Source organism: Rugamonas violacea (genome assembly GCF_016461825.1).
Lineage (GTDB): Bacteria > Pseudomonadota > Gammaproteobacteria > Burkholderiales > Burkholderiaceae_D > Rugamonas.
Map to the genome: position 1 here is coordinate 78,600 of NZ_JAEMNU010000003.1, position 299 is coordinate 78,898.

The 299-nt window shown below is 63.5% G+C and carries 1 pseudogene (only partly in view); it reads left to right on the forward strand.

From position 1 onward, the window contains the following. The first annotated feature begins 131 nt into the window (after nucleotides 1–131). Nucleotides 132–299: pseudogene (locus H7U20_RS00650) on the forward strand (AMP-binding protein) (it continues 1,496 nt past the right edge of the window).

Below are 299 nucleotides of genomic sequence, written 5' to 3' on the forward strand. Positions count from 1 at the left end.
CCGACCCCAGGTTTGGCTTTGGGGTTGTCGCCGCCGCTGGCGGCCAGATTGCGCTTGAAGTCGAGATAGTTTAGGTTTAAAGTATCTGCTCGCAGGCTGATCCGATACTCCTATCCCACCTCAGGCCGACCATGACCAACCCGACCGACAGCAGTGCCAGTGCCTACATCGACCACTTCGCGCGCGACCATCTGCCGCCGCCCGAGCAGTGGCCGGAGCTGTGCTTCGACCTGCCGCAACTGCAGTATCCGGCACGGCTGAACTGCGTCGCCGAACTGTTGGACGCGGCCGTGGGGGGG